Here is a 24,766-nt window from a genome sequence, read left to right as displayed (position 1 = left end):
ATAAAAAACACTTCAAGGCATGCCGTTGGTACGCAATAAAGGCATACTTGACAACCACTACAACTTTGACCATTAACCTTTAAATTCCAATTGCAGGAGCAAGTCTCATGACTTTTGCACGTCGGGTTATTATTTGAAATGGAATAAACTACAACGATAATCTCCTCTTAGCCCGAATATTATTTAATAAATAAAACCTTGTTCCGTAAGGACAAAATCCTTGTAAAAAGCAACAAGTAAACTCCACAGCGCGCCATAGTTGCACATAAAACCATTGTATTACCTTAATTCCCCCATTTGCCTTTCAGCTTTAACCTTCTGCCTCACCAAAATCACATTTCCCACCAGCAAAACCACCGCACTTGCACACCACAACCAATATCCACATTCATAACTGATGATCTGATTTTGATGTCCTGATTCATTGTCACTAACCGTACTAAATAAAAGAAAAGAAAAACAGATCGCGGTTGCAAGTAAACTTGTATACATTGCATATTTCGAAGCCTTTTTTGTAAAATACCAGGAAGTTAAAATTACAGGATTGGCAATCCAACAAATGCCCGCTCCACCCATAAGCATTCCAAACCAACCTAACAAAAAAAGTATAATCGAATCGCTGCAATTGTTTTTGGTACAATATCCTTTTTGAGTTAAAGAAATCAGAAATAAGAATATACTCAAAAGAAGAATGATGCGCCTAATTTTGTCGGAAGTGCTGAGAAAATTCTTCATAAATAGAATTTGATGGCTAGTAATGAATTAGGATGAGCTTTGATGCATTGAGATAGGCTATGATGGACTTTGATTAAAATGATTTGTCAGGATTGATGTTGCTTATTGTGAGATTTTGCAAACAGAATATTTTATGAAAGATAATTTGTTTTTGTGTCGTTATTTTATTTATTTTATAAATTCCATGTCCTCTAAGGGCCATATCTTGGTAAAAAAATATTCAACGCAAAACAAATACCACTTATTAAATCCTCTGTACTCTTGGCTGTATATTCCAAACGCCAATAAAAGGAACCAACATCAATAACAAAGTCGTAAAATAATCTTTAAACGTCGCTTCCTTCTTTTGCTCGGCAGATACCAAGGCCTTAGCTGCGATCAAAGTAGTTATTACAAAAGTGATCGCAAATAAGATCGGTAACATGACAGGACTGTCATATCTTATGGTAATATTTCCATAAGAAGTTTTTACTTCTTCTGTTACCCATTTTACCAACAGATATATGACAGCGACTATAAAAAACCGCAAAACATAATTTCGAAGAACCCGCAATTCGATACCTATTGCAATAAGTTTGTCCTTTGCGTGACAACCTATGGCAACGATCCATGCCAACCAACACAGGCCACTAAATGCTTTCATCAATCCTAATGCATCCAGATGCTCCTCTTGTTGTGAAAAATAAATATTCACCGAACCTGGAATCACAATTACAATAAACAATATAATGCGGTCCAAACGGACAAAAATGGACAATAGTCTTTCGAATGAATTGAATAGCTTATTCATATTGAAATTTGAAATTAAAGGTACTCGCAATTATAGTATAAAACAGCAAATCTTGCAATCGTTTAATGTGTGTTTGATTCAAAAAATGGGGCAACTTATCCATGGCTCATACCCCCGGTACTAAAAAGGCTGTTCGTTGACAAAACAGATGATGGTCTTCTTCAGACAAAAGGGGGTTTCATTTTGGAATTAGTGACCATAAGGAAAATAACTTGGTAAAAAACTTGAAAATCTCCTCAACGAACCTTGCTTACACAACCGCTGAATAAAGGCTTCAAACATATCCTAAGCTTTTTTATCAGAAAACAATATCCTTGTCCCGTAGGGACTAAATCTTGGTAAAAAACTTGAAAAAATCACAGCGTGCCGTAGGTACGCAACAATGCCCATTGATGACATCAACTTCTCCTTTTGTCCTCTGAATTGATTCTCTTCTATGACTAACATCATACTTTATGTCAGAAGACCAATACTCTTGAACCATCAAAATCCGATTCAAAATTGTTGTTATATAATTTTTTCATCAACCAAGCAGAAATTTCCCACATTGCTTTCCTATCTTGCTCCAAACTAAAACCACAAGCCTTATGAAAGACGGAAAATACATCGCCCTCGTCACCGGAGCTACCGGCGGTCTCGGAACCGAAATGTGCAGAACACTCGCTGAAGACGGTTATTTTGTGATTGCCAATTACCGCTCTGATCTCAAAGCTGAACAATGGCATGAAAAAATGAAAGCAGAAGCTTATGATTTCGCTATGGCCAAAGCTGATGTTGCAGAATATCACGAAGTTGAAACAATGATCAACCAGATCCAAAAAGATCATGGGGTCATCGATGTTTTGGTCAACAATGCAGGTATTACTCGCGATGGTTCCTTTCGAAAGATGAGTTTTGAAAACTGGGATGTCGTCATTAAAAGTAATTTGTATTCCGCCTTCAACTGCACGCGTTGTGTTATCAATCCTATGATCGAGCAACAATATGGCCGAATCATCAATATTTCTTCTGTTAACGGGCAACGTGCACAATTTGGTCAGGCCAATTACTCTGCAGCAAAAGCCGGCATGCATGGCTTGACGAAAACAGTGGCCATTGAAGTTGCCAAATTGGGTATTACGGTAAATACGATCAGTCCGGGTTATATTGGCACAGACATGGTCATGGCTGTACCCCAGGAGTACAGAGACAAAATCGTTGCTAATATTCCGATGGGTCGCTTAGGTGGCACCTATGAAGTCGCCCATTTGGTAAGCTTTTTGGCAAGTAAGCAAGCTGCTTTTATTACGGGCGCAAATTATGAGATCAATGGTGGGCAACACGTCTATTGACCTGGATTTAACGGATTATCTAGGATGGACTATGATTAAATGTGATTTGTAGGATGCGTCAGGATTGTTTTAATGAAATGTATTGTTTTGACTACTTTGTGTGGGCTCAAAACAAATAATCTAACATTCGTTAGTTTATTATTTAGCCTTTAGTTTTTGGATTTGTTTGAGTATGGCTTCCCGGTTGTGCGCTGCGGTCATCCATTTGGGTAGCCTTGCCCCTAAACTTCTTACATTAAAATTTTGTTGATTGCGCTCTCTCAATTTAGCTCCAACATGCTCTTCTAGTAACTGGAGATGTTCGAGATTGTAGGCCCAAAGAATGTTGCCTTCAAATTCTGACTGAAGCCAAAGTGGTATATGAAAAAAGGGATCTATCGGCTCGCCAAAAATTAAAACTTTTCCCTGCTTTTGTTTGGGGTCTATCCTGTGTATTACGTTCTCGAGATATTTATTATGTCCGCAATGACTGCAAACCAATTTGATCGTATGGCTTGTTTTTTCGAAGCTGTGAAATCCTCCGGTATCTATGATAGCCCTTTTTTCACATTGAGGACAAACTACCCAAATGTCTTTTGCCAATTGGTATAAGGTGGTATGGTAGCTGTTTTTGGATCTAGTTTGCTTGCTCACTTTTATGATTACTTAAGAATGCGGGGCAAATTTATTTTATGTTTTAATGGTTTCTAATTGTGGACTTTTAAAATATGCATTTTTTGATTACTTGTAAAAATGTCCTTTTCAGTAACTTATTTGGAATGATTTTTTTCCTTTCCCATGACTGGATTTGACAAAAATGAAAGTTTGGTTTGCATCCTTGTCAATCAATGATCATGTATGCCTTTGCTTTTAGAATATAATCTGGATGAACACGCCTATGAAATTAGAATATATAGTAAATAAAATTCCTAAGGTTTATAACGATTTTAAATAATCCTCAGGGCTTAATATGGATAAATTGCTTTTGCGATAATCCTTAATATTCCTGGTTATCAACAATTTAATTTGGGTATCACTTTTGGCTGTTTCATGTTGTATGGAGTCTTCAAAATCTTTAAAACTGGAATGTAGCGAGTATAGAATAGATTCCTTTGTGACATTCATTATTTCAACAATTTGAGACAATTGTACGAGTTTGGATATTACTTTCTGGTGTGATGAAAACTTTCGTAGGATATAATAGCAATTGGCAAATGTCAATGCGGATACATAAACCTTGAAATTTCCATATTCAGAAAGTGACAAAATGATTGCAGCTTGATCTGAGAATGGTTTTCGATCAATTAACAAATCAATAATCACATCTGTATCAACAAATATCCGATCCATTACTTTTTATATTTTCGGATGAGTTCTTCCGTAAGAACTGTTTCGGCATCAAAATCTTCAGGAACTTTAATACTTCCCATTAAAGACTTTACTTTTGGGCTGATTTCAAATTCAGTCAAATCTGAAGATGTTAGGTTTTTTAAATAATTTTCAACAAGGTCCGAAAGGCTGCGGCCTGAAGTTTTTACATATTTTTTGGCTTTTCGAATCACTTGTTTGTTCATCGTAAGCGTGAGCTTCGTATCCATACACGTATCTATTTATATACAAATATACGTATTAAAATAGTAAAAACAAAAATTTTAAGCTAAGAAGACCTTCTGTTTTGAGGCTGAATCCTGCACAATTTTCACTTAACAAAATAGTCAAAATAATTCATACTCGATTCATAAGTAAACTCCAATAAACTATTGATCACATGATGAGTGAATGCTCCTTGCGCCATAAGTTTAAATATCGGAATAAATTCCTACCGGCCTACCACGATCTTCGTCACCAATCCATCTGCAGTCTCAAAATCCTGAGTTGTATTGGCAAAGACGAGATAGATGCCTGAGGCTACTTTGCGGCCGAGATAGTCGCGACCGTTCCAGATAGCCTGACCACCGTTGGCAAAGTTTTCATAAACAAGGCGACCGCTGAAGTCGGTGATCTTGTATCTGGCGTCACGCGCAAGTCCGCGAATAGCGATAGGACCTTCGTAGTCATGCGGTACGGGATTGGGAAAGACAAGTGGTGTCTCTGTGAATTGGTCTTTAGCAAGGGTCGCATCAGATCGATAAACCTGCAATCCGCCATTGCTGGCAATCCATGCTTCTCCGGTTTTGGGGTCTATGGCGATGTCCTGAATGGCATTATCCAACAGTGGGCTATTATCAATATCGAAGTGGTGAATTTCGAATTCTCCGGTGGAAGACTGAACGTAAATTCCATTGTTGCTGGTACCAAACCATTTTCTGTTGGCACCGTCTATGGCAACACTGGTAATCACCTCCGAGGCTAACAAAAAATAAATAATGCCATCCTGATCTACTTTTCTTCGACTGCCTTTACAGCTTCCCGAAAAAATGGAAGATCCACATTCAAAGACAACTGGGCCTTCTGCCGTGCCTACCCATACATCTCCATCGAGGTCCACTTCTACGGTACGCACGTCATTTGAAGTCATTTCAGAATTTGAATTGGTGAGTTGGATGCGCTGATCGTCATTGGGATTGTTTGCATCGCCTTCGTCAAAAACCATCACCCCGCCATTCAATCGGCTGATGATCCACTTATATCCATTCTGATCGACTTTTACTTCGGTAAATAAATTGCTGTTATTCGGAAAAACATATTCTTTCCAGTTGCCATCCTTATCGAGCGACAACAATCCAACCGGAGCAAGATAATTGGTAATCCACAAAGTCCCCTTTTTATCAAAAGCTAGTCCGCTTAATCGAATATTTCCGGTATCGCCAACAGTGCCTTTTAATGGGGAGTTGGTTTTATTGTAAACTTTATATTGGTCTGTTGTACGGTTGTATTCGATCAAACCTTTTCCGGAGCTGGCATAATAAATTTTGCTTTTATCAGGAGACTCCACGACGCGGATAATGTCACTGATTGAAAAATTTTGTAAATCCGGTTCCGTACCGGAATTGATCATACTCCAATTTCCCTTTTCAAATTTCGCAATTCCCTGGCTGTTGTAATTTGGGGTGAAAGTGGCATCAACACCACCCACAGCAACATATACCGCATCATTGAGGGTCGCGATTTCCCAGGCGCGATTCGACAGCGGTCCATTCACCCAAATTTCATTGCAGTTTTCGTTGATGGAATTTGTAAATCGAAAACTCCAGCGGGTATCGGCGATCCAGATGTTTCCATTTTCTGATTCAATAGCATCGAGATTTTGATCCGCACATCCGGCTTTTGCAAAAACAGAATTACCTGTTGCATCAAAAAAAGCAAGCTGATCTGCGCATGCATTTTTGCACTTCAATCCAACTAACAAGTGTTCGTTTCCGGCACGGAGGTATTTGATATCATATGCCGGGTCTGCATAAAACAATTCAAAAGTTTGCCCGGGTATAGCTTGAAAAATAGATTTGGATGTATTTGCATAAATCTCATCGTCCAAAGTTGCCACGCGTAAAAATGCCGAATTTTGTGGTAAACCCTGCATTCCTCCCAAAAGCGTCCATGAACTCAGTGCCTGAATGATACCTGTTCCATTGTTTTCGAAACTGTACAATCCATTTTCTGTGGCCATGTAATAAAAATTTCCGGCCACCGCACAATCATAGACTTTAATATTGGGCGTAAACAGGGTGAACTTAAAAGTAAGATTATTGACATTGAGTTGGGACAAGCCATAATGTCCGCTGATAAAGACATTATTGTCGTCCATCAATGTAATTCGATTGATGGTTTTATCAACAGGAATGTTGTTAAAGTTTAAAATATCTACAACGGTTTGCACTCCGTTGTCTCCTAATAAATCGATGACGCCGTTCGAATATGCGATCAATAATTGTTGGCTTGCTTTATGAAAATAAATGGCATTAATCTGTGTACCGCTTAATCCCTCTGTGCGACTGATGCGTTCAAAGCTGAAATCACTCTTGTGGACTTTTAAAATTCCGTAATCCGTTGCGTAATACACAAAATGGTCACTTTCTGTGACCTGATTGCCAGAGTTATAGGGCAGATGCGTAAGCCACGCACCAATGGCCAAATTTGTTTGAGCTACAGAGTTCAGGTACAGGCAGCCGGAAATAAACAGAAGCATCCATATTCGCATCATCTCTAATAAACGTTGGTGTGAATCTTTTATTCTGATCAGGGCATAAAAAAAGATCGACCCTGGGAGGGCCGATCCTTTAAATAACACTATGAGAACACCCTAAAAATTTCAAATCACTTTATTGGTCAAACAGCTATAAAAAAATGGTATCTATTAGGCTGTTCGACGTTTTCAATAGCTAATGCAAATTAAACATATTTCCTTTTACAACACCAAATATTTTGTGAAAAAATTTCAAATATTTTGAAATAACGAAAAAATTTAATCATTAATCAACTGTAATACAAGCTATTATTTTGCAGTTCGACCAAATAACTTCTTAATTATTTCCTTACAAAAAAGCGTTGCGGTTAAATAGCCGTTAAAAAACATACTCCATTCAATCTTTTTAAAGACTTTTGGGTTCCTTACAGATGAGTCGAAGAGCAATATGGATCGTGATCGGGTTGATGGCCATAGCATTGATCGGAACGGCTATCGTACAGTTGTACTGGATCAATTGGTCTGTGAATCTCAAAGAAGAGCAATTTAATGAAAGTATCATTGCATCCTTACACCGGGTAGCTGCAAAGCTTGAAAAACATGATCCCAGCGTGAATTTCAGCTCGACTTTTTTGCTAGAGGAATGGAATGAAAAACAAAAACAAATCGAACTCATCGATCGCGAGATCCGACTGCAAAAATATCCTTTAGAAAAAAGAATTGATCCTTTATTTCTCCGCAAAATTCTAATGCAGGAATTTGATGATATGAATCTCGATCTGGATTATTCTTTTGGTGTATTTGATAATTTCCGTAACCGAATGATTATCTTAAATGGATTTTATCAAGCTGATGTCGGAGAACATACGCGGGCTTCTGATCCGGGTTTTTCTCTAGAAACGCTATTGCAGAATTCAGAATACGAGGTGGCTTTATTTACCAGTATTTCCGGTAGTCCCGGTAGTTTGAAGATATTTTTTCCGAGCAAAACAACCTGGTTATGGCGTTCGGTGTGGCCCCTTGCAGTATTGGGTTTGTTACTCATCATTTTGATCGTAGTTTGTTTTTCTTATGTAGTCATCGTGATTTTTCGACAGAAAAAATTATCTGAAATCAAAAACGATTTCGTCAACAATATGACGCACGAATTTAAAACTCCGATCGCTACAATATCTCTCGCATCAGATTCCATCTGCAGTCCGACCATCATCAACACGCCTGATAAAATCAAACGGTTTGTCGATATCATCAAACAGGAAAACCGCCGCATGCTTAGCCAGGTTGAAAAAGTATTACAAATGGCCCTGCTCGACAAACACGATTTTAAACTCAATCTGAAATCGCTCAATCTTCACGACATCATCAACCAGGCAGTTGCCAACATCGACCTCCAGGTACAACAACGCGAAGGCATCCTTGAAACCAGTCTTGAAGCCCTCAACCCAATAGTGATGGGAGATCCCGTTCACATGACGAATATTATTTATAATCTTCTTGACAATGCCAATAAATACAGCCCCGAAAAACCTGAGATCAGCATTAAAACCAAAAATAAGGGCGCTTTTATTGAAGTCATCGTAACTGACAAGGGCATTGGCATGAGCCGCGATTCTCAAAAACTCGTTTTTGAAAAATTCTATCGCGTACCGACCGGCAACATCCATGACGTTAAAGGATTTGGCCTTGGACTAAGTTATGTCAAGGCCATGGCGATAGCTCACAGTGGAAAGGTTGAGCTGCATAGTGAATTGGGTAAAGGAAGTACATTTACCTTGACGTTTCCGCTTGCTCCTCAGCCTTAAGCCCTCCTCCAACTTCGGCTGAGATTGTATTGGCTTGAGATCAAAAGTCCCTAAATCCTGCAAATGTTAAAATTTTAAGCTTTTCTTAATGTACATTTTAACATCCGAAACGTTCTAAAAGAAGAAAAACCACTTCAATTATGAGCGTTCAAACTGATACACAAATAGTTACTAAGATATTACTCGTCGAAGACGACCGCAATTTTGGAGATGTACTCCGGTCTTATCTCGAAATGCACGGCTATGAAGTTGATCTGGCCATTGACGGTATAGAGGGATTCGAAAAATATCGCCGCGGACAATATGATCTGTGCATATTAGATGTGATGATGCCCCGAAAGGATGGCTTTACCCTGGCCAAAGACATCCGGTCTAAAAATTCGGATGTACCCATCATCTTTTTGACTGCTAAAACCCTTAAAGAAGACATTCTAGAAGGATTTAGAATTGGTGCTGACGATTATGTGACCAAACCCTTCAACTCTGAAGAACTGCTGTTTCGCGTTCAGGCCATTCTGAAGCGAACTATTAAAAAGGACGATCCTGATGATGATACTATTGAATACACGATTGGACGATATAGTTTTAATTTTCCCTTACGCGTTCTCTATTTGAAAGAAAACGAAGAGATCACTGAAAAAATCAAACTATCTCCAAAGGAAGCGCTGCTGCTCCGCATGTTCACGCAATATCGCAACAACATCCTTCCCAGATCTGAAGCACTCAGCAAAATCTGGGGCGAAGACAATTACTTTACCGCAAGAAGCATGGACGTGTTTGTAACCAAACTCCGCAAGTACCTTTCCAAAGATGAAAACATCGAGATCGTCAACATTCATGGAAATGGTTTCCGAATGATCATCAAAGGAGAAGAGGGTTCAGAACTTTGAGAGAAAGCTAAAAAGCAAAAAAGCTTTAAGGCTAAAGGGGTTCGGGGGTCCAACTTTCTTTGTTGCGTAACTAAGGCAGCCCGGTTGAGTTTAGGTATAAGGTTTTACCAGGATTTAGTCCCAACAGGATATGCTTATTTTATATAGCTAAGTTATTTAATTCCTTAGGAACTCCTTTATCAAAATAGTCTCTCTCAATTCTGGCTATCTTCTTCCAATCATGGTAATCTTGTCAAATCCTGTTATTCCTGTTTAATCTTGTCGTATTTTGCATTCCACTTGAAGCCTATACCCCATGTCTGCACACGTAAGCGAACAAGATATTATAAAATATTACGATACCTGTGAAAGTGATTACCGCTTGTTATGGCATTTAAGCGAACAACAAGCGATGCACTATGGCTATTGGACTGAAGAAACGGGCTTGCTTCGCGATGCACTCAAAAACATGAATGCTTTTGTACTCTCAAAACTGATTGTGAAATCGGGTGATCGCATTCTCGATGCAGGATGTGGAGTAGGTGGAAGCGTTTTGTACGCAGCACAACATTGGAATTGCGAAGCCTGGGGGATAACGCTAAGTGATAAGCAATGTAAAAAAGCAGAACAAAATGCAAACGAGCGGTCGTTGCTGGGCAAGGCTCATTTTGCGGTGCAGAATTATTGTCACACAAATTTTGAAAATGACTCTTTTCATGGAGTCTATGGTATTGAAAGCATTTGTCATGCCAATAGCAAAGCGGAATTTCTCCGTGAAGCATACAGATTATTAAAACCAGGTGGACGTTTGGTTGTAGCCGACTTTTTCAGGACGGCAAAAAGTAAAAATCACCAAAAAGAATATCTCATGGAGAAATGGGCTCAAACCTGGGCAATCCCCGATTTCTCCTATTGGCATTTATTCCTTGAGGAGGCATCAAATGTCGGTCTTGAATTGACCGGGAATTTCGACATTAGCCGAAATATTTACAAATCGGCACGCAGGTTGTATTACTATTTCTATCCGGGATTGGTTTGCCATTTTGTGCTGCGCTTATTTGGTTTACGCACAAAAGTTCAGGGAAAAAATATGTGGTCGACTTTCTACCAATACAAAAGCTTAAAAGAAGGTCTTTGGGAATATAGGGTCCTTCAATTTGAAAAAAAATAAAGAAACATGCTTCAACTCGAATTACCTAAAACTCCAAAATTTGAAACATTCAGTTGCAAGTATTATGAAATGCAACCACCGGGCTTCAGCTCCTTAATCCTTGCACAGGTCCTGAAAGAGGCTGAGCCCAGCCTTGACGATATGGTTTATCTCAAAAATGATTTTGAAATCAACCAGTCCATTTCTTCCGATTGCAGCATGAAAGCCCTTGACATGGTGCTCACCCAATCGGGCTTTGTCGTTTTTAAAGAATACTTCGATGGCATTCCTCTGGTCAATTACATCAGCAACAAAGAATTCACGGTACCTCTTTTTCTGCAATTGGCCATCCGCCTCACGCAACTGCTCAAAGAATTGCATCAGCGTAAAATTCTCGTTAAAGAATTTGTGATTGAAGATATTCTGATCTCTCCGGAAACGCTCAACATGAAAATGTGTACGCTGGGTTCTGCCAGCCGGGTTTTAAGAGAACGTCCCGAATTTAATTCCGAATTTAATTATTATGGTCCGCTGTGGCATATCGCCCCCGAGCAAACCGGCCGGGTTGGCCGCACGGTCGATTACCGATCAGATTATTATGCACTAGGTGTTATTCTTTACCAGGTATTGTGTTGGAGAAAACCTTTTAACTATACCGATTCACTCGAACTCATCCACGCACATATCGCGAAACGTCCGATTGAGCCGCGACAAGTAAGACCGAATATTCCACAAATCATCAGTGACATCGTAATGAAACTGATGGCGAAAAATTCGGAAGATCGCTATCAGGGTGAAGAAGGAATTCTTTCCGATCTTGAATTATGCATGCGTCAGTGGCAACAAAACGGAGAGATCGAATTATTTCATTTAGGAGAAAAAGACAATACGAGTCTATTTTCTTTTTCAGAAAAGCTTTACGGAAGAAATAAAGAACTCGAAATGTTGCTCAAAGCCTGGGGCAATATCAAATCAACCCAACTGGAATTGTTTTTGGTATCAGGTTATTCGGGTATAGGAAAAACAAGACTGATCAACGAGATCCGCAAACCGGTACTCGAAGCCAATGGATATTTCATTAGCGGAAAATTTAACCAGTTTACTAAAGAATATCCTTACAGTGCTTTTGCAATGGCTTTCAACCAGCTCTTGCAACAAATGCTGAGTGAAAGTGACGAACAATTGAATGTTTGGAAAAGCCTGATTTCAAAAGCGGTAGATTCCAACGGTGCATTAATGACCGGTTTGATGTCGGATCTCGAAAAATTAATCGGTCCACAACAAAGTAGTCCGGATATCGGTGCCATGGATGGCAAAAGAAGATTTCTCAATACCTTTTTAAATTTTTTATCAGTCATTCCTCAAAACGGAAAAACATTAGTCATTTTTCTGGATGATTTGCAATGGGCCGATTCGGGTTCGCTCGAATTATTATCGGCTATGGTATCGAGCCATTTGAATAATATTTTTCTCATTGGTGCCTACAGGGACAATGAGGTAGATGCAGCTCATCCGCTATCGATGACCATGCATCATCTCGAAAAAGAATTTAAACACAACATCCATAAACTTAAACTTTCGGAACTCGATCTTAAATACGTAAATGAACTGATTGCAGATTCACTGCGCATGAGCACACAGGCAACGGTACCGCTGGCCAAAGAAGTGATGCGCAGAACGCGCGGGAATCCCTTTTTTGTAAAACAATTCATCGAAAAATTGATCGAAGAGAAGATCATCACCTTCGATCGGGAATTACTTTGTTGGGTATATGATCTGGATGCCATAGGTAATATGGAGTTATCGGAATATGTCGTGGATCTGATCCTGGGGAAACTTAAAAAAATGTCTGAACCGGCTCAGGAATTAATTCAATTGGCTTCTTGTATCGGAAACACATTTGATCTGGATTCATTGGTACTTGTATCCACAAATACCAAAGAGAGGTGTGCAGAATATTTACAAGAAATCATTTCCAATGAATTTATTAGTCCGATAGGCAGTTGGCAAAAATTTCACAGCGACGACCTATGGAATAGTTTTAGTTTTAACAATCAAACGCCCAATTATTCTTTCCGGTTTCAGCACGATCGCATTCAGCAGGCCGCATACAATATGCTTTCAGAAGAAGTCAGAATTTCGAAACATTTGCACATCGGAAAACTACTTTTAAATAAAGCCGAAGGCCCTGCACTCGAAGAACTATTGTTTGACATTCTGAACCACTTGAATGTTGGCTTTCCGTTACTAACGGATGTTAGTGACAAAAATGAACTTGCGGAATTAAATCTGAGAGCAGGAAAAAGAGCACTCAAAAACAATGCCATCAGGCCTGCAGCAAATTATTTCAAAATAGGGATGGCCCTGTTGGTGTCCAATCAAAATTCTGAATTGTTTAAATCACTTTTGATCAGCAGGTCAGAATGCGAATACTTGCTTGGCAACTACGAAGCGTCTGAAAAACTATTCGACGAAGCTTTGTCGGAGGCAGAAACGCACATTGCCAAAGCCGATATCCTTTCGCGCAAAATGGCTTTGTACGAAAATACGCAAAGGCACGAGAAAGCACTGGAAGCAGCCAAACAGGGTTTAAAATTGCTGGACATGAATTTGCCTTTAAATGCAGGACCCCTGCATGTCATGAAGGAATTACTGACGGTGAAATTTAATTTACGCAATAAATCGACGCAACAATTATTAGAAAATAAAAACATGGAGGATGAGAAAATAATCCTAACCATGAAAATCCTCATGAATCTTTGGGGCCCCTGCTATTTATTACAAAAACAAAACTTATTAGCTTTTAAGATTCTGCGGATGGTCAATTTGTCTATCAAATACGGCAACTCCATAGAATCGGCGCTCGCTTTTGCGTTTTATGGTTACGTGATCAGCGCACAACTCGGCGATTATAAAAATGGATATGCTTTTGCCCAATTGGGTATGGCCATTAATGAAAAATTTAAAAATAAAAGCCTTCGTTCCAAAGTTCTGGTCATTGCTGAAGGTTGCGTTGCGCATTGGCGTCTTCCCTATAAGTCTTATTTACAAAATTTAAGAGAAGCACATCACGTCGGCCTTGAATACAATGATATCATTTATGCTGGTTATGCTGTTACCTTTGTTAATCGCTGCCAGGTCCTCATGGGTGAGGAGTTGAACAGCGTTTATGAAAAATTGAGAGGCTATATTCGATTTTCTCAAAATATACAATCCAGTATTTCCTACCATCAAATGTTAGCCTGGGCACGCGTGCTAACAGATTTGCGCGACAAACTTCCCGATGATCAGGTTTTCGGCGATTTACTTCAGGACGAAGCTCATGCCCGAATGCTGGAAAAAATGTCGGTCGAACAAAACTTACCCTTACCTCTTGCCAATTACCACACCGCAAAAGCATTTTACCATTGCCTGATGGGCGATTTTCAAAAAGCATATGATTATGCAGAACGTGCAGTACCCTTGATGGCAGCTGTATTGGGTTTACCGGAATGGCCGGAACAAAAGATATTCATGCTGTTTGCAGCCAATGCACTTCTGCTCGAAGGAAAAACTTTACAAGGCAAACAACAAAAAACGAGAAAACAACAGCTGGACCAATTGGAAAAATGGGCAGAGAATGCCCCCTCCAATTATGGTGCTAAATACCAGTTGGCCAAAGCCGAAGATCATTTGATCAATAATCAAATCAAAGAAGCCACTGCATGTTTTGAAAATGCAGCCCGCCTGGCTAAAGAAAACAATATGACTTATATGAGTGCCTATGTTGCCGAACGTATGGCTAATATGTATTTCCATGCTAAAGAGCAGGATAAAGCCATGAATCAATTGCGATTCGCACTGCTTGAATACCAAAAATGGGGTGCACCCCATAAAGTGAGATCTTTAAATGCACGATATACTTTTCTCGGTTCAGATACGAAAGATGCTAAATCCAAACCAGGTGCCGTCAGCTCTTCATCGCTTGATTTGAAAAGTGTGATGCAGGCTGCTGCCACTTTGTCTGAAGAAGTTGTTTTTGAAAAACTGCTCGAGAAATTATTAATGCTTGTGATTGAAAATGCTGGCGCGCAAAATGCTTATTTTATTCGCTCGAGAAACAATACACTATACCTGGATGCGAGTAGTAAAATGCAAAATGCTTTTACTTGTGAAATTAAATCAGTCCCGCTCGAAACGGTCAATGAAATTTCTCACGCTATTATCCGCAAAGTATTTCACACCGGAGAAGCCATCATCGTCGAAGACGTTTCACAAGATGCATTATTCAGTTTTGATCCACAATTAAAAACTTCTAAAGCGCGATCGGTTCTTTGTCTTCCCATCTTAAGCAAAGGGCAATTGAGTGGAATTTTATATCTCGATAATGATGCCAGTTCACATGTATTTACATTTGCCAGACTTGAGATGTTGAAATTGTTGAGCGGACAAATGGCAGTTTCACTTGAAAATGCTCAGCTTTACCAAAATCTCGAACAAAAAGTGGAAGAACGTACGGCAACCATTGTGCAACAAAATGTCGAACTCGAAAAAGAAAAGAAGAAAACAGATTCACTATTGCTCAACATTCTTCCGGAGGAAATTGCAAACGAGTTGAAAGAAATCGGTTATAGCAAACCTAAAAAACACGATGAAGTAAGCATCATGTTTACTGATTTCGAAGGATTCACTGCCATGTCAGAGAAATTGAGTCCCGAAGAAGTGGTTGAGATCGTAGATCACCATTACAAAGCATTTGATAAAATTGTCGCCAAATACAACATCGAAAAAATTAAAACCATCGGCGATGCATATATGTGTGTGAGTGGATTGCCAAGATCAAATCCGGATCATGCTACTAATTGCATATTAGCTGCTTTTGAAATTCTCGAGTTTGTAAACAATTACAATAAACAACGCCATGAAAATGGTTTGCCTTTTTGCGAAGTGCGCATTGGAATCCACACCGGACCGGTCGTTGCGGGTGTCGTGGGTTTACACAAATTTGCCTATGACATTTGGGGCGATTCCGTCAATACCGCCTCAAGAATGGAAAGCAGCGGTGCTCCGGGAAAGATCAATGTCTCGGTAGCTACTTATGAAAAACAAAAAATCAATTTGATTTTGAATACCGAGGTAAAATTAATATGAAACACAAAGGCGAACTCGATATGTATTTTGTAAACCAAAAATAGAATCAAATAAAAGATGACAAAATCCAAATGGACCAATGAGTTTCTCGATACGATGCGTTTTAAAGGCGATTCTGTGGCCGACTGCGCAGCAAAAGCACTTTGGGAAAATAAAAACAGCAAAGAAATCATCGATGAGCTAAGAATCATCAGCAGAAATCATAAATTGGATCTGAAAGATTTTCCGAAAGAAGTGAGTGATTATTTTCAAATTACTGAAAATGTAGAAATCTGTAAAGAAGATCAGGAGAAATTTGATCTATCGGCAAAGATTTTTAATAATTATGGATTCTGCTATTGCGGACTTTTATTTTTCAAAGCACTTCCAACGGGTTATATGTGTCCGAAACCGGGGCATGTACTTGAAAGTACAAAACTGCTAGTAGATTTTGCGGCACGCAGAGTTATGGAAACTGCGCAATATGTTTTCGCAGTCAACAATGTCAATTGGCACAAACCCGGCAATCCCGGATTAGAATCCATACAACGCGTGCGATTGATGCATGCAGGGATGAGAATGGCTTTAATGAACGATCCCCGACCTGAGCGGAAATGGAATATGGAATATCTGGGCGTGCCCATCAATCAGGAGGATCTGGCATTGACGAATCATTTGTTTAGTTTGTCAATGATTCAGGGGCTCGATGAAATGGGTATTCACCTCTATCCGGACGAACGTGAAGCCGTATTGCATACCTGGCAACATATCGGACAAACCATGGGTATTTGCAAAGAACTTTATGTGCCCGATTACAAAGATGCATGGGATCAATACAAAACGATACTTCACAGACAAAGTAACGCAGTCAATAAAGATGGACCCGTACTTACGCGTGCTTTATTGGAATCGCTCGGACAAATGGTGAATAAAACTTTATCCATTGAAATGTTGGAAGACATCACCAATTATTTTATCAACGATAAACGCGCATGGAAATCATTGGGATTGCATAAACCCACTTTCGGTGATCACATGTTTGACATGATTGCACATTTTTTAACCTCTTTGAAAATCTGGCAAACATTATTTCATCGCGAAAACAACACCATACGCAATGGTTGGCTGAGTCGCATCATCAATTATGCTGTATGTAAACGATTTGGACTCGATCAGCAATACAGCCGGTATCCAAAGACAAATTTATTGGAAACGGTGTCGAAAATTATTCTCAACGAATTGAGCAAACGCGATCTTCAGAATTTTGAAGCCAGCAACTCGCTAAATCCTCAAAAACCATTTTTCTTTGAAAACAATTTGTTGTATGAAGAATGGGATCTCGGTGGCTTTAATCTCGATGTAGAGGACCAGGCTGTCATGGGTAAATAAGTATGAAACTGAAACTATATTTGAGCACAGGAATGATTAAGAGATGAATATTCGGAAACTAAAAAGCTTCATTACTTCCAAACTTAAACAGGAGCTTCCCAAACAATTGACATACCATGGTCTGCACCATACGCTGGATGTTTTAAACGTTTGTAATTTATACATCAAACGATTGAACATTCCTGCCAAAGATGCATATTTGTTGCGTACGGCATCGCTTATACACGATGTCGGAATCATTTGGACATACAATGGCCATGAAGAAGCCAGTGTCGTATATGCGGAAGAAATTCTCCCTGCAATGGGATATTCTAAAAAGGATATTGAAAGAATTTCAAAGATGATTATGGCAACCAACATTCCTCAAAGTCCGAAAAACATACTCGAACAAATCATTTGCGATGCCGACCTCGATTATCTGGGACGCAGCGACGTATATCCAATTAGTCAAACGCTTTACAAAGAATTCCTTGCTTACAAAGTCGTAAAAGATGAAGAGAGCTGGGATCGCCTTCAGGTAAATTTCCTTACCAAACATTTCTATCATACGGAATTTGCAAAAAAATACCGCGCACCGAAAAAAGAAATTTATTTGCAGGAGATTAAGAAGAAATGGGCCTGGGAGTGAGGGAGTTTAGTTTCTGGATGTTAGTTGTTGGTTGTTTGCTCTACCAAGTTTGGAGAATAGTTATACTAATTTGAAATTATACGATTGGAAATGAAGGAATAAACTTGCCTTTCTTTTTAGTTTGTGTTTATCGGTTTGTTTTAATTCATAATCTGTAACAATTGTTCAGATCAATGCTATTTTCAGTAGCGATATTTTTAACAATATCATTTTTCTCAGGGTTTACCCTGAGAATTTCATCAGGGTAAACCCTGAATTTTAGCTTGAAGCAAAAAATTTAACATAAATTATTTGGCTGAAGTAATGAATAATATTAGTATTGTAGCCCTATTATAAAGTTTTACATTTGTTTTACAATAATTAAACAAGCTGAGGAAATATAAAACTCCATTGAAACGACTATTTAATTATTTCTTTAACTTAAATCTAAAAAAATGCTAAAACAAGATCTTACTCCACCCGGCTATTAAAAGCTGATTCATTTGACACACACCGATTAATTCTTTCAAGAACTCCATAACCGTTTACATAACGCTAGAACTCTTCCAAAGAAATACAGTGCGATCCAAAAACAATTGAATCAGCTTTCTAAGCATCCTCATTTACCTTTTATCTAATATATATTCATATTAATTGAATGTACTCAGGATGCTCATTTTTGTCTTTATTATTAAAATTTTAAATTACAAATTATGAAAATCAATAATTGTGTTAATCGTATACTAATTCCAACTTTGATATTAATAAATCAAATTGGTTTTGCTTTTCCAGAAATAAATTCTCCTTTTATTTGGAAAGATGGTAGAAGTTTTTTTGGCAAAGAAAATAAGCACTCCTTTACAGGAACAAGGCTTTGTGATATCTATGGAAGTACCGATCCTGATGGAGTTAAAGTTATTGGGGAAGACGAATTTTCTATTTCATATATAACTGATTATTATTCTCCTGATGGAAATGGCATAATTGTACCTCCAACTGGCATCACTTTTTTGATACATGGAACACTTGTAATAGACCATAAATTTAGGGGTAATAGTCTTATTTTCCAAATGGGTAATGGTGCAAAAATAAAATTCGCAGAAATAGACCCAAATAATGGACCAGATATTGGATTTTATTATTTTGTCAATTGCAAATTCTTTTCTTGCGATAAGATGTGGAGAGGTATAGAGTGTAATTATGCATATGTGTTTAATTTTATAAAATGCAAAATTGAGGACGCTGAATTTGCGATTAAAGTAAACTCAAAAGTTAATATGTCCTTATGGGATAATATATTTAGCTTAAATTATGTATGCATAACTAACTCTGAAAATACTATTAGGTTAGGCGTCTGTGGTAAGAACATATTTAGGGGCGACCTTTCTAATGAAATGAGACCATTTTATAATTCTGATGTTGAAGATCATTATGATGCAGAAACACCTTATGCCGGATTTCTCTTAAATGATTGTTCCATAAATATCGGACGCCAAAATGACATAAATACTTTTAAATATTTGGTTTATGGTATAGTTGCTCAAAAATCGCATGTTACAGTTAATGGCTGTAATTTTGAGAACATATATGGATCTACCATAGATTTTCTAGGAGCAGGAATTTATGCTGAAGAATCAACTATAAAATGTGTAAAAGGAATTTTTAATGATGTATATTTTGCTGGTATTCATTCTTATGCATCACCTATTGATATTCAAAAATCTTCGTTTAATCATTGTACTCATGGAATCTTCATCGAGTATGCAATAAATGCAGAAAAATCAATAATAAAGGATAATACCTTTAACATGAATTCAGGGTATTTTCAAACCTCGAAATCTGATTTTAACACTTTAGAGAATTATGGAATTTGGTTGCAACGGCCATCAGGAGGCGCAGGATTGTTGACGGAAATTTATAGAAATAAATTTAATATTGGTGGCTCCAATACGAATGCATTTAGTGCTTGGATTGTAGAAAGCGGTTTATCCTATGGAAGTGAAAGCATAAGGTTTAATGCAAACAAAACCTATATTATATCAACCGCCGATATGGTTTGTGGTTATAAGTTTAATTGTTTTACTTCTAATTTTATCCAAATTGATACCGATACATTCGATTTTGATAATTCATCTCGACTTAGTATGAGAAATGCGATTACAGCACATGATAAATTAGGTGGGAATCATAGAGTCATTAATAGTTTATTTAAATCTAATAACACCAAGACAATGAATCTTGGTTTTTGGGCCCAAACATTTCCTAAAGTTTTTTATTGCGGGAATATTTTTGATAGAGTTGTTGAGAGTTTTTTATTTAAAGGGGGATGCGATAAAACTATTTTGGCTACAAGTACTTTTGATAATTCGAGTGGTTTAAAGATTGTAAATTATTCCAATAATGATCCAGGACTTATAGGGCCGCAGGACCGTCGAGGGAATGTTTGGGATTGCCCCCTCTCAGCAAACACATATGCAGGGGAAAATTATGGTGATCCTACTAAATCTAGGTTTGATATTGAAACTGATCACTGCACTAAGCTTCCAACAACAGGTATACAGCCAGGTTCGGGTTGGTTTTATTTCTCTGGTAATACTCCAAATAATTGTATTGAAGATTCGTTTGCTGATACATGTGTAGGGATATTTGGATTTTCAGATCACGATACAGCAATCTTTCAGGGCAATTATTCTGGTGGTCCTGTTGCGGGCCTATATAGATATAATGCAGATTTCGAACAATTATATAATATTTGGACAGATACTATTAAACTTCAGTGTGATACTCTAGCAGAGGATTATTTCATTGGTAAAAGGAGTTCCACAGAAGGTAGATTGAGCCAAGTATTAAATGAAATTAGGGTTAAGCTTGAAATTCCGACCGGAATTAAAGATACTCTGGATGGCCTAAGAGAAAGAAGAGAAATATATTTATACTCCATTGACACGTTAAATGAAAATTATTTTTGGCAAGATTCAGTTGAAGCGGATTCAAACTATAATGCAGTTTTAGATTCTTTTTTACTTATTGTATCTAGTTTGAAAATAATCGAAGATAGTTTAATTGATTTGATTTATGATTATCGCTCAGATGTATATGATTCCTTAATGACGATTAACAGCGCCATTTCTACCGATTCAGTTTGGGAAACGTATTCTAAATTTATGAATGAATTTGCAATGAAAGTCATTTTAAATGTGGTTGACTCGGAAGACTATGATTCAGCACAAACAATTGCATATAAGGATTATGGTGATGGTGGTATAGCTGTGCTATTTGCTAGGGTGTGGTTTCCATTTGACGAAGAGGAAGAAGAGAGTTTAATTGGTACTAAGAAAAGTGAATTAAATGGTGAAGGTTTAGAGCTTAGTCATACCAAATTTATTGATTTAACAAAGATGGTTGAAATTTATCCAATTCCGGTTGGCACAAATCAACTTGAAATTCGTTCAGATAAAGGAATGAAACAAATTCAAATATTAAATTTGCAAGGAACTGTGATAAATACTTTAGATTTAGGCAATGTTCTATCAACACGCCTAAAAATGGAGGAGTATTTACCTGGAGTATATTATATTCGCGTTATGCTAAGTAACGGAGGCCTAGTAAATAAGCAACTTATTAAATAAAATAAACTTACCGAGCCCAGATTTAATCTGGGCTCGGTATTCTAATGTCATGAAAGAAATTAATTTTTTAGTAGCTTTAATAATTTATTCTATTTGTCTTCAGGCTCAGGATAAATATGACCAAATCTGGTTATTTGGTCATCGACCTAATAAACCTATTGATTATCTTGGAGGATCAATAATGAGTTTTTTGCACAATGAACCAGAATTAAATTATTTTGTAATTAATTGCGACTTAGTTGAAAATGCTTCCATTTGTGATTCTGCTGGAAAATTAGTTGCATATACAAATGGCTGTGCGATTTATAATTCGAATCATAAAATTGTACCGAATGGAGATACTTTGAATCCAGGAGAAACGTACAATAATTATTGCAATGGATCTAATGGCTTTTATCCTACTAGATCACTTGCATTGGCATTGCCTGGTTTCTCCCCAGATACATTTTATTTCTTTCATGTAGGGGATGATGAAGATGGTAATCCCGGTATTGTCTACATGACAACTTTATTACATTCTGAAATGAATGGAACTCGAATAATTACAAAAAATAACATCATTGGTAAAACCAAAGTTGTAAGTGCAATTCAAGCTGTGCGTCATGGAAATGGTCGTGATTGGTGGATAATTTTGCATCAGACTTTAAGCAATTACTTTTTTAAATATCTTTTAACTCCAACTGGAATAACGGGCCCAATTTTGCAACAAATAGGTTATAAATGGACATTTTCATACTGGACTTCTCAAGCGGCATTTTCCCCTAATGGTAAATGGTATTCTATAATGTCAGAATCAAATGGCGTACATTTATTTAATTTTGACCGATGTACTGGACTATTCTCAAATTATCAAGAACTAGTACGCCCTGTCAATGATACAAGATTTTACCCTCGAGGTATATGTTTTTCACCAAATAGTAATTATTTGTATTTATCTGCGGATTTTACTCTATATCAGTACGAATTAGGACCGTCTAATGTGTCCAACTCATATACTGTTATTGATACTAATGACTTTTTTAAGTTGCCCTATACGTTTAATTCTTCTTTTTACCAATTGATGCTAGGACCGGACAATAAAATATACGGAAACACTAGTAGCCAAACAAATTTTCTTCATGTAATTCACAATCCTGATAATAAAGGTGACGCATGTAATTTTGTACAGCATGATATTTTACTTCCATCCTCATATTGGCAATCAATGCCCAATTTTCCTCATTATAGAATGTACGAATTGGAAGACAGTCCTTGTGATACACTTGGAATAAATAAATTACCAATTGCAAATTGGAGATATGAGATAGATACTTTAAATCGATTAAACTTTAACTTTACTGATCTAAGTTATCCTAATATTACCAGTTGGAGTTGGACATTCGGGGACTCTTTAAGTTTCAATAATGAAAGCCAAGAGCAAAATCCAAAACATGAGTTTTCACGCAATGGCAAATTCAATGTTTGCTTAACCGTTACAAATAAGCATGGTTCTCATAAATTATGTAAGGAAATTACAATTGGAACGGTTGATGCCAACAACGAATATATTGGTATATCCATTTTCAATTCATTACAAGTGACCCCAAATCCAATTCATGAATATTTGAATATTAAAATAACAAATTATATACCAAATAAATTAAAAGTATATATATATAATGAATTAGGTGTAAAGGTATTTTCCCAACATTTAAAGACAGGAAATAATATAGTAAATACTAGTTTTTTAATAAGTGGCCTATATTTATTTAAGTTTGTAGAAGAAGAAAAATACATCAAAACCTGTAAAATTATTAAACAATAAACATTAGCCAGATTCCTTCCTCCTTGCTTCATAATCCATAATCAAAATTCTCCTTCTTCTTTCACCATTAGCCTCAAACAAACAATTGTTAGTCTAGCCCTCCTAACTCGTCTCATAATAATCCAAATCCTTTGCAAAGGTTTCGGATAAGGACCAGGTTGAAATTCCACTCAGCAGCAAACAGGTACCGCCAACGATCCAGGTGGCTGTTTCTATTCCATACAATTCGAGCAAATAATTAAAAGAAAGGGTAATGGGAATCACCGCACCGCGCACAAAATTGGGTACAGTGGTCGTGGCTGTTGCGCGAATATTGGTGCCAAATTGCTCAGAAGCGATGCTGACGAATAGGGCCCAGAAACCTGTTGCAAGTCCCAGTGCAAAGGTGAGAAAATAAAAACTAGAACTGCTGATGTCTTTTAAATACAAATAAACAAGCGTCAATATAAATGTGAAGATCAAATAGGCAAAAACTACTTTGCGCCTGCTTCGCCAGACCTGACTTAACCAGCCACTCAAAAGATCACCCACCGACAATCCGATATAAGCATACATGATGGAATCTCCCACAGAGATGGGTTCCTGAATATTCAGAAACGCTGCATATTTTCCTGAAAATTTTACGAGAATACCGATGACAAACCAAACCGGTAATCCGATTAAGATACAAGCGAGGTATTTCCAAAAAATCGCTCTGTTTTTAAACAGCATAAAAAAATTGCCCTTTTGCACCGTATCTCTTTTCAGTTTATCAAACATCCCACTTTCAAATGTGCCTACTCTAAATGCAAGCAGCAACAAACCCAAAACACCTCCAATGATATACGACATTTGCCATTCAGTTTGTTTGGCAATGAGGTTTCCGGCAACGGCTCCCAAAGCCCCTGCAGAAACAATGATCATCGTACCCCAGCCCCTGCGTTCTTTGTCGAGGATCTCAGATACCAATGTGATAGCAGCTCCCAACTCTCCGCTGAGTCCGAACCCTGCGATCAACCGCACTGCCTGGTATTGGTGGATGTCTGTAACAAATGCATTGGCAATATTGGCCAGCGAATAAATTAATATCGAAGAAAACAATACCGACTTTCGCCCCAGTTTGTCACCCAATATGCCAAAAACAATTCCTCCCAGCAGCATTCCGCCCATTTGCCAAAGAAAAAGAAGATAATCGTATCGGGCAATTTGATCTGCGGGCAATTTTAATCCTTTCTCAAGCGATTCTCTGCCAATGATATTAAACAACTGTAGATCGTAGATATCTACAAAATATCCTAAGGCGGCAACAAGAACCGGTATGCTAAAAATTTTAGACGATGATGAACTATGCATTGACTATGATGGACTATGATTAACTGTGATGGACTGTGATGGACTATGATGGATTATGACTATGATTGCCTATGATGGGATATGATGGATTATGATTGCCTGTGATGGGATATGATG

Annotated in this window: 16 protein-coding genes; 9 read left to right on the top strand and 7 right to left on the bottom strand. The window is 37.7% G+C overall.

The genetic code is table 11. The annotated features are described in order from the left end of the window. Positions 1 to 279: 279 nt before the first annotated feature. Both IPM92_14245 and IPM92_14240 read right to left on the bottom strand, forming a co-directional pair. On the bottom strand, positions 280 to 735 hold the full coding sequence (locus IPM92_14245) for a hypothetical protein (protein MBK9109493.1): 456 nt from the start codon (positions 733 to 735) through the stop codon (positions 280 to 282). Between the two features lie 244 nt (positions 736 to 979). After that, positions 980 to 1,525: a hypothetical protein gene (locus IPM92_14240; GenBank protein MBK9109492.1), complete on the bottom strand. Its 546-nt coding sequence runs from the start codon at positions 1,523 to 1,525 to the stop codon at positions 980 to 982. Positions 1,526 to 2,112: 587 nt separating this feature from the next. On the opposite strand from IPM92_14240, the gene phbB reads away from it, so the two are divergent. Next, a complete protein-coding gene (gene phbB / locus IPM92_14235) occupies positions 2,113 to 2,856 on the top strand; it encodes an acetoacetyl-CoA reductase (protein ID MBK9109491.1) in 744 nt (247 codons plus the stop codon). Between the two features lie 138 nt (positions 2,857 to 2,994). Here phbB and IPM92_14230 read toward each other — a convergent pair whose 3' ends face one another. The 4 genes from IPM92_14230 to IPM92_14215 all read right to left on the bottom strand — a co-directional run bounded on the left by IPM92_14230 (position 2,995) and on the right by IPM92_14215 (position 6,961). Further along, positions 2,995 to 3,489 (bottom strand): TFIIB-type zinc ribbon-containing protein, encoded by a 495-nt coding sequence (locus IPM92_14230; protein MBK9109490.1) that lies wholly within the window; start codon positions 3,487 to 3,489, stop codon positions 2,995 to 2,997. A 282-nt stretch (positions 3,490 to 3,771) separates the two neighbouring features. Next, positions 3,772 to 4,185, bottom strand: a complete 414-nt coding sequence (locus IPM92_14225) for a PIN domain-containing protein (protein ID MBK9109489.1) — start codon at positions 4,183 to 4,185, stop codon at positions 3,772 to 3,774. After that, entirely contained in the window at positions 4,185 to 4,433 is a 249-nt protein-coding gene (locus tag IPM92_14220; GenBank protein MBK9109488.1) for a hypothetical protein, read from the bottom strand. The genes IPM92_14225 and IPM92_14220 overlap by 1 nt, the downstream gene beginning before the upstream one ends. A 221-nt stretch (positions 4,434 to 4,654) precedes the next feature. Further along, positions 4,655 to 6,961: a hypothetical protein gene (locus IPM92_14215; GenBank protein ID MBK9109487.1), complete on the bottom strand. Its 2,307-nt coding sequence runs from the start codon at positions 6,959 to 6,961 to the stop codon at positions 4,655 to 4,657. A 428-nt stretch (positions 6,962 to 7,389) separates the two neighbouring features. On the opposite strand from IPM92_14215, the gene IPM92_14210 reads away from it, so the two are divergent. The 8 genes from IPM92_14210 to IPM92_14175 all read left to right on the top strand — a co-directional run bounded on the left by IPM92_14210 (position 7,390) and on the right by IPM92_14175 (position 23,317). Continuing rightward, positions 7,390 to 8,760 carry a HAMP domain-containing histidine kinase gene (locus IPM92_14210; protein MBK9109486.1) on the top strand — a complete coding sequence of 457 codons (1,371 nt, stop codon included), beginning with the start codon at positions 7,390 to 7,392 and terminating at the stop codon, positions 8,758 to 8,760. A gap of 140 nt (positions 8,761 to 8,900) precedes the next feature. Further along, positions 8,901 to 9,650, top strand: a complete 750-nt coding sequence (locus IPM92_14205) for a response regulator transcription factor (GenBank protein ID MBK9109485.1) — start codon at positions 8,901 to 8,903, stop codon at positions 9,648 to 9,650. 295 nt (positions 9,651 to 9,945) lie between these two features. Further along, on the top strand, positions 9,946 to 10,800 hold the full coding sequence (locus IPM92_14200; GenBank protein MBK9109484.1) for a class I SAM-dependent methyltransferase: 855 nt from the start codon (positions 9,946 to 9,948) through the stop codon (positions 10,798 to 10,800). A gap of 6 nt (positions 10,801 to 10,806) precedes the next feature. Then, on the top strand, positions 10,807 to 15,909 hold the full coding sequence (locus tag IPM92_14195; GenBank protein ID MBK9109483.1) for an AAA family ATPase: 5,103 nt from the start codon (positions 10,807 to 10,809) through the stop codon (positions 15,907 to 15,909). A 57-nt stretch (positions 15,910 to 15,966) separates the two neighbouring features. Next, on the top strand, positions 15,967 to 17,277 hold the full coding sequence (locus IPM92_14190) for a DUF2236 domain-containing protein (GenBank protein ID MBK9109482.1): 1,311 nt from the start codon (positions 15,967 to 15,969) through the stop codon (positions 17,275 to 17,277). Positions 17,278 to 17,320: 43 nt separating this feature from the next. After that, entirely contained in the window at positions 17,321 to 17,905 is a 585-nt protein-coding gene (locus IPM92_14185; protein MBK9109481.1) for an HD domain-containing protein, read from the top strand. 692 nt (positions 17,906 to 18,597) lie between these two features. Continuing rightward, on the top strand, positions 18,598 to 21,513 hold the full coding sequence (locus IPM92_14180) for a T9SS type A sorting domain-containing protein (GenBank protein MBK9109480.1): 2,916 nt from the start codon (positions 18,598 to 18,600) through the stop codon (positions 21,511 to 21,513). 49 nt (positions 21,514 to 21,562) lie between these two features. Continuing rightward, positions 21,563 to 23,317 carry a PKD domain-containing protein gene (locus IPM92_14175; GenBank protein ID MBK9109479.1) on the top strand — a complete coding sequence of 585 codons (1,755 nt, stop codon included), beginning with the start codon at positions 21,563 to 21,565 and terminating at the stop codon, positions 23,315 to 23,317. Between the two features lie 102 nt (positions 23,318 to 23,419). On the opposite strand, the gene IPM92_14170 is transcribed toward IPM92_14175, so the two are convergent. Then, entirely contained in the window at positions 23,420 to 24,649 is a 1,230-nt protein-coding gene (locus IPM92_14170; GenBank protein MBK9109478.1) for an MFS transporter, read from the bottom strand. Positions 24,650 to 24,766 lie beyond the last annotated feature (117 nt).

The sequence above is a fragment of the Saprospiraceae bacterium genome (genome assembly GCA_016719615.1).
Classification (GTDB): Bacteria; Bacteroidota; Bacteroidia; order Chitinophagales; family Saprospiraceae; genus Vicinibacter.
The sequence above is the reverse complement of the archived record's forward strand: the minus strand, read 5'-3'. Positions and strand labels throughout refer to the sequence as shown.

Excerpts from the sequence above, each read along its gene's own strand:
- IPM92_14195 (MBK9109483.1), top strand. The coding sequence starts at position 10,807 with ATGCTTCAACTCGAATTACCTAAAACTCCAAAATTTGAAACATTCAGT.
- phbB (MBK9109491.1), top strand. The coding sequence starts at position 2,113 with ATGAAAGACGGAAAATACATCGCCCTCGTCACCGGAGCTACCGGCGGT.
- IPM92_14245 (MBK9109493.1), bottom strand. The coding sequence starts at position 735 with ATGAAGAATTTTCTCAGCACTTCCGACAAAATTAGGCGCATCATTCTT.
- IPM92_14205 (MBK9109485.1), top strand. The coding sequence starts at position 8,901 with ATGAGCGTTCAAACTGATACACAAATAGTTACTAAGATATTACTCGTC.
- IPM92_14215 (MBK9109487.1), bottom strand. The coding sequence starts at position 6,961 with ATGCTTCTGTTTATTTCCGGCTGCCTGTACCTGAACTCTGTAGCTCAA.
- IPM92_14170 (MBK9109478.1), bottom strand. The coding sequence starts at position 24,649 with ATGCATAGTTCATCATCGTCTAAAATTTTTAGCATACCGGTTCTTGTT.
- IPM92_14240 (MBK9109492.1), bottom strand. The coding sequence starts at position 1,525 with ATGAATAAGCTATTCAATTCATTCGAAAGACTATTGTCCATTTTTGTC.
- IPM92_14180 (MBK9109480.1), top strand. The coding sequence starts at position 18,598 with ATGAAAATCAATAATTGTGTTAATCGTATACTAATTCCAACTTTGATA.
- IPM92_14220 (MBK9109488.1), bottom strand. The coding sequence starts at position 4,433 with ATGGATACGAAGCTCACGCTTACGATGAACAAACAAGTGATTCGAAAA.
- IPM92_14225 (MBK9109489.1), bottom strand. The coding sequence starts at position 4,185 with ATGGATCGGATATTTGTTGATACAGATGTGATTATTGATTTGTTAATT.
- IPM92_14210 (MBK9109486.1), top strand. The coding sequence starts at position 7,390 with ATGAGTCGAAGAGCAATATGGATCGTGATCGGGTTGATGGCCATAGCA.
- IPM92_14175 (MBK9109479.1), top strand. The coding sequence starts at position 21,563 with ATGAAAGAAATTAATTTTTTAGTAGCTTTAATAATTTATTCTATTTGT.
- IPM92_14185 (MBK9109481.1), top strand. The coding sequence starts at position 17,321 with ATGAATATTCGGAAACTAAAAAGCTTCATTACTTCCAAACTTAAACAG.
- IPM92_14190 (MBK9109482.1), top strand. The coding sequence starts at position 15,967 with ATGACAAAATCCAAATGGACCAATGAGTTTCTCGATACGATGCGTTTT.
- IPM92_14200 (MBK9109484.1), top strand. The coding sequence starts at position 9,946 with ATGTCTGCACACGTAAGCGAACAAGATATTATAAAATATTACGATACC.